Origin of the sequence: Mycobacterium sp. GA-0227b (assembly GCF_001499855.1) — a bacterium.
In the GTDB taxonomy this organism is placed as follows: domain Bacteria; phylum Actinomycetota; class Actinomycetes; order Mycobacteriales; family Mycobacteriaceae; genus Mycobacterium.
The window spans coordinates 1-6,868 of record NZ_LQIK01000018.1 but is presented as its reverse complement, the minus strand read 5'-3'; the positions used below and the strand labels follow the sequence as shown (position 1 = coordinate 6,868).

The following is a 6,868-nucleotide window of genomic DNA, read 5'->3' as shown; positions in this document are numbered from 1 at the left end:
CCGGTGACAAGCGTCTGGTCGGCTACATCACCGGCAGCGCAGACCCGGGCGATATTCGCGCCCAGCTGTTGGATCGGCTGCCCGACTATCTGGTCCCGGCCACGGTGGTGCTACTCGACCCGCTGCCGCTGACCCCCAACGGCAAACTCGACACCCGCGCCCTACCACCGCCGGAGTCCCAAAATACCGACCGCTACCGCGCCCCAAGCAACGCGGTCGAGGAGATCCTGGCCGGCATATACGCAGACGTACTGGGTATCGAGCGCGTCGGAGTCGACGACTCCTTCTTCGACCTCGGCGGGGATTCGCTGCTGGCGATGCGCCTGTCGGCGGCGATCAACGTTTCACTGGACGCCGACCTATCGGTACCGGCAGTATTCGAGGCGCCGACAGTCGCGCAGTTGGCGCATCGTGTCAGTCAAGGTTCGCGTCGGCTCCAGCCGTTGGTGCCCGTCGAACGGCCGGCGGTGGTGCCGTTGTCGTTTGCCCAGCAGAGACTGTGGTTCATCGGGCAGTTACAGGGACCATCGGCGGTCTACAACCTGCCGGCGGCATTGCAGTTGCGCGGTTGCCTTGACGTCGAGCAATTGCGTGCCGCGCTGGCCGACGTGGTGGAGCGTCACGAGAGCCTGCGCACGCTGTTCGTCGCGCCCGAGGGCGTCCCGCAGCAGCTGATCGCGCCGCCGGAACAGGCGGAATTCGGCTGGGACGTCGTTGACGCCACCGACTGGCCGAAAGATCGGCTCGACGAGGCGATCCTTGCGGTAACCCGTCACAGTTTTGACCTGCAGTCTGAAATCCCAATTCGGGCAAAGCTTTTCCGGCTCGCACACGACGAACATCTGCTGGTGGCAGTAGTGCACCATATCGCCGCCGATGGCTGGTCGATCGCCCCGCTCATCAGGGATCTGGGCGTGGCCTATGCCAGCCGGTGTGCGGGGCTGGCTCCCGAATGGGAACCGCTGCCGGTGCAGTACGTCGACTACACGCTGTGGCAGCGTGCCCTGCTCGGCGATCTGGCGGACAGCGACAGCCCCATCACCGCACAGCTGGCCTACTGGGAGCAGGCACTGGCCGGGCTGCCGGAGCGGCTGGAATTGCCCACCGATCGGCCGTACCCGGCGGTGGCCGATCAGCGCGGTGCCAGCGTGGTCGTGGACTGGCCGGCCGAATTGCAGAATCTCGTCGCGCGGGCGGCGCGGGAGCACAACGCGACCAGCTTCATGATCGTCCAGGCCGCCCTGGCAGTGCTCCTTTCGAATGTCAGCGCCAGCACCGACGTGGCCGTCGGGTTCCCGATCGCAGGGCGGCGCGACCCCGCCCTGGACGAGCTGGTGGGCTTCTTCATCAACACCTTGGTGTTGCGGGTCGATCTGGCCGGTAACCCCACCGGCGCCGAGCTGTTGAGCCAGGTGCGCCAGAGAAGCCTGGCCGCCTACGAGCACCAGGACGTGCCGTTCGAAGTCCTGGTGGAGCGACTCAACCCGTCGAGGTCGTTGGCTCACCATCCTCTGATCCAGGTGATGGTCGGGTGGCAGTTCGCCGCGAACAGCGATCCCGCTGCGCAACTCGCGCTGGAGGACCTCGAGGTCACGTCGCTGCCAGTGGACACCCGGACCGCCCGGATGGATCTGACGTTTTCGCTCGCCGAGCGCTTCACCGAGTCTGGCGAGCCCGCCGGGATCGGCGGAACGGTCGAATTTCGCACCGATGTGTTCGACGTCGCCAGCATCGAGGCGCTGATCGAACGGTTGCGGCGGGTGCTGGCTGTGATGACCGCCGATCCGGCGCGGCCGGTCTCGTCAATCGACGTGCTTGACGTCCTCGAGCACGCCCGACTCGATGAGATCGGCAAGCGCGCAGTGCTGGCCCAGTCCGTTGTGCCGACGACGATCCCGGCGCTGTTCGCCGCGCAGGCGGTCACCGCTCCTGGAGCGGTGGCGGTGGTCTTCGACGGGCGCAGCCTGACCTACCGCGAGTTGGACGAGGCGTCCAATAGGGTGGCGCATTCACTGGCCGCCCATGGTGTGGGACCCGGTGACTGTGTGGTGCTGCTGTCAGCGCGCTCGGCTGACGCGATCGTGGCCATATTGGCAGTGCTGAAAACAGGGGCCGCCTATCTGCCGATTGACCCGGCTTGGCCGGCGGCCCGGATCGAGTTCCTGATCGCCGATGCCGCACCGGTCGCCGCGATCACCACCGCGGGTCTCCGCTCACGGTTGGACGGCTTCGAGTTGCCGGTTGTCGACGTCGCAGATCCCAGCATCGACAGCTATCCCTCCACGAGCTTGCCGATGCCGAACCCTGACGACCTCGCCCACATCATCTACACCTCGGGCACCACCGGGGTGCCCAAAGGTGTTGCGGTGACTCATCACAACGTGACCCGGCTCTTCGACCGATTGGATATCGGCGTGGCGCTGGGACCGGCGCAGGTGTGGGCCCAGTTTCATTCGCTGGCTTTCGACTTCTCGGCGTGGGAAATCTGGGGCGCCTTGCTATTCGGTGGCCGCCTGGTGGTGATCCCCGAGTCGGTGGCCCGCTCGCCGCAAGACCTCCAAGCCTTGCTGGTGGCGGAAAAAGTCAGCGTGTTGAGCCAAACCCCGTCGGCGGTCGGGATGCTCTCAGCCGACCGGCTCGAGTCGACGGCGTTGATCATCGGTGCCGAGCCCTGTCCGCTCGAGGTGGTGGATCGGTGGGCGCCGGGGCGGGTGATGGTCAACGTCTACGGCCCGACCGAGACCACGATCTTCGCGTCGACCAGCACACCGTTGACGGCGCGAGCAGGTGTGGCGCCCATCGGGTCTCCGGTGCCGGGAACGGCATTGTTTGTGCTGGATCGATGGTTACGTCCGGCGCCCGCGGGGGTCGTCGGCGAACTGTATGTCGCCGGCCGCGGTGTGGGGGCCGGCTACGTACGGCGGGCGGGGTTGACGGCGTCGCGATTCGTGGCATGCCCGTTCGTAGGCGAGGGAGCGCCGGGACAACGGATGTATCGCACCGGCGACATGGTGCGCTGGGGCGCCGACGGGCAGTTGGAATACCGGGGCCGAGTCGATGAGCAGGTGAAGATCCGGGGCTACCGCATCGAACTGGGAGAGATCCAGGCCGCGCTGGCTGGTTTGGACGGCGTGGAGCGGGCGGCAGTGGTCGCCCGCGAGGACCGCCCCGGCGACAAGCGCCTCGTCGGCTACATCACCGGGACGGCAGACGCCGCCGCGATCCGGGCGCAGCTGTCCGAGCGGCTACCGGCTTACATGGTTCCGGCCGCCGTGGTGCTGATCGAGGCGATGCCGCTTACCCCCAACGGCAAGCTCGACAAACGCGCCCTTCCGGCACCCCACTACACCTCAAGCCAGTACCGGGCGCCGGTCACCGCCATCGAGAAGATCCTCGTCGACATCTACGCAGACGTGCTGGGACTCGAGCGCGTCGGGGTTGACGAGTCGTTCTTTGATCTGGGTGGGGACAGCATCTTGTCGATGCAGGTGGTCGCCAGGGCCAGGGCCGCCGGCCTCGCATGTAGACCGCGCGACATCTTCGTCGAGCAGACCGTGGGGCGGTTGGCTCGGGTGGCGGTGGTGACCGACGGCGAAGCCGGCGACGTCGACGAGGGCCTCGGACCGGTGATTGCGACACCGATCATGCGGTGGCTCGCCAGCGTGGACGGCCCAGTACAGGAGCTCAACCAGACCGTCGTGTTGTCCGCGCCCGCGGGGACGAGCGAGACCGACGCGGCGGTGGTGTTGCAGGCATTGCTGGATCGGCATGCGATGTTGAGGCTGCGCGCGGCCGACGGTGCAGACGGTTGGTCCTTGACTGTGCCCGCGGCGGGCTCGGTGGATGCCGGCGGCTGCCTGCAAGTGGTCGATGCGTTGTCCGATGAGGCGTTGGTGACCGCGCGGTCGCGGCTGAATCCAGCCGCGGGGGCGATGGTGAGTGCACTGTGGGTGACGTCCACGAGTCAGCTGGTGCTGATCATCCACCACCTCGCCGTCGACGGAGTCTCATGGCGAATCCTGTTGGAAGACTTGAATATCGCGTGGGCCCAACACCGAGCCAGGCAGCCGGTGGCACTTCCGGTCATCGGAACGTCCTTCGCCCGCTGGTCCACGCTGCTGGCCGAGCACGCCCGTCGTCCGGAGGTGGTCAAGCAGGCCGACGCGTGGAAACAGGTGGCGGCGGCCCCGGCGCTGTTGCCGGCGGTGCAGCCGGAGCGGGATACCTACGCCAGTGCCGGGCAGTTGTCGGTCTCCCTGGACAGCGAACTCACCCGCACGCTGCTGGGCGAGGTGCCGGCGGCGTTTCATGCCGGGGTACAGGACATCTTGCTGATCGCGTTCGGGTTGGCGTGGGCGCAGTTCGTCGGCAATGGTTCGGTTCCGATCGGTATCGACGTGGAGGGCCACGGGCGCCACGAAGAGATTGCCCCGGATGTCGATCTGTCCCGCACGGTGGGCTGGTTCACCAGTAAGTACCCGGTGGCTCTGAGGGTCGGTAAGCCGTCGTGGCGGCAGGTGATCATCGGCGACGCGGCGTTGGGTGCGGTGATCAAAGATGTCAAAGAGCAGCTTCGCGCCTTGCCCGATCCGCTGACTTACGGCGTGCTGCGCTACCTGAACGCCGACGTGGACCTGCCCGAATCAGACCCGCCGATCGGATTCAACTACCTCGGGCGGCTCGGCGCTCCAGCGCAGACTGCCGCTGCTGATGACGTGTGGCGGATCGGCGTGGACGGGGTGTCGCTGGCCAGCGCCGCCTCGGCGGTGGCGACGCCGTTGGCGCACACCGTGGAGCTCAACGCGGGCACCGTGGACACTGAGGCCGGCCCGCAACTACACGCCACCTGGACATGGGCACGCTCGGCGATAGACGACGACGAGATAAGCCGGCTGAGCGGGTTGTGGTTTGAAGCGCTGACCGGCGTCTGTGCGCACGTGCGAGCTGGCGGTGGCGGGCTGAGCCCCTCGGATATCGCCCCGGCCCAGCTGAGCCAGCGTCAGATCGATGAACTCCACCAGCAGTATGAAATCGCCGATATCTTGCCGTTGACCCCGCTGCAGCAGGGACTGCTCTTCCACGCCAGCACCCCGCAGGGCGACGACGATGTATATGCGGTGCAACTGGCGATCGGCTTGAGCGGAGCCCTTGACCGCGATCGGCTGCGCGATGCGGTGCGCACGGTGGTCGATCGGCATCCCAACCTGGCGGCGCGGTTCTGCCAACAGTTCGACGAGCCGGTGCAGGTCATCCCGGCCGACCCGATCGGGGCATGGCACTACGTCGAGCTCGACCCCGGCGGGGATGTCGACGAACAGGTCCAGCGAGTATGCGCTCGCGAGCGCGTCGCGGTATGCGACCTGCCCGCCGGGTCCGCCTTCCGGGTGGCGTTGATCCGCATCGCAGAAGACCAGCATCAGATGGTGCTGACAAATCATCACATCCTGGTGGACGGCTGGTCGATGCCGATTCTGGTGAACGAGATATTCGCCAGCTACCGGGGACAGTGCTTGCCCGCTGCTGTGCCCTATCGCAAGTTCGTCACCTGGCTGGCCGGTCGCGATCTCGACGCCGCCCACGCGGCGTGGCGCGAGGTGCTCGCCGGCTTCGACACCCCCACCTTGGTATCTCCGGCCCATCGTTCAGGTTCGGGACCACGTGGCGTGCTCTGGTCACAGGTGTCCGAGCCGATCACCCGCTCTATCGGCGAGTTGGCGCGCTCAGCTCACGTCACCGTCAACACCGTATTGCACTGCGCCTACGCGCAGTTGCTCGTGTGGTTGACCGGTCAGCACGATGTTGCCTTCGGCACCGCCGTCTCGGGGCGGCCGGCCGAGGTGGTCGGTGCGGACTCGATGGTGGGTTTACTCATCAACACAGTGCCCGTGCGGGCGCGCATCACCGCGACGACCACCACCGCCGAACTGCTCGAGCAACTGCAGCGTGCCCACAACGAAACTCTGGAGCATCAGCACCTGGCGCTCAACGAGATCCATCGCATCACCGGTCACGAACGGCTCTTCGACACGCTGTTCGGCTACGAGAACTACCCGATCGACACCGCTGCGTTGACGGGCGGGCATGAGTTGGCCGTCACCGGGTTCACGGTCCGCGAACGCAATCACTACCCGCTGACGATCCAAATCCAACCGGGTACCGAGTTGGGCCTTCGCGTCGAATACGACACTGATGTGTTTGATGCGGCCAGTGTCGAGGCTGTGGTGGAGCGGTTGCGGCGGGTGTTGGTGGTGATGGCTGCTGATCCGGGGCGGTCGTTGTCGTCGGTGGATTTGCTTGACGAGTTCGAGCATGCCCGACTCGATGAGGTCGGTAATCGGGTGGTGTTGGGGCGGTCTGCGGCGCCGGTGTCGATTCTGGAGTTGTTCGACGTGTGGGTGCGGCGGGTTCCGGATGCGGTGGCGTTGTGTGGCGGGCAGCGTTCGTGGACGTATCACGAGCTTGATGAGGCTGCAAATCGGTTGGCGCACTTGTTGACTGCCGAAGGTGTGGGCGCGGGGGATTGCGTGGCCCTGTTGGTGGAGCGGTCGGCTGAGGCGGTCGTGGCGATTGTGGGGGTGCTCAAGGCGGGGGCGGCTTATGTGCCGATCGATCCGGCCCATCCCGAGGCGCGGATCGCGTTCGTGCTCGCTGATGCGGGGCCCAAGGTGGTGATCAGTACCGCTGATCTGGCCGGGCGGCTGGATGAGTGCGGTGTGGTGGTGATTGATGTTGATGATCCGCGTATTGGCAGTCAATCGAGTAGCCCGTTGCCGGTTCCTGGTGGCGGGGGGATCGCTTATCTGATTTACACCTCGGGCACTACTGGTACGCCCAAGGGGGTGGCGGTCACCCATGCCAATGTTACGCA

The 6,868-nt window shown here is 66.3% G+C and carries 1 protein-coding gene; it reads left to right on the top strand.

Annotated features, from left to right (window positions below):
• The coding region (locus AU185_RS13305) for a non-ribosomal peptide synthetase (RefSeq protein ID WP_156425517.1) at positions 1–6,868 on the top strand (6,868 nt) is incomplete at both ends.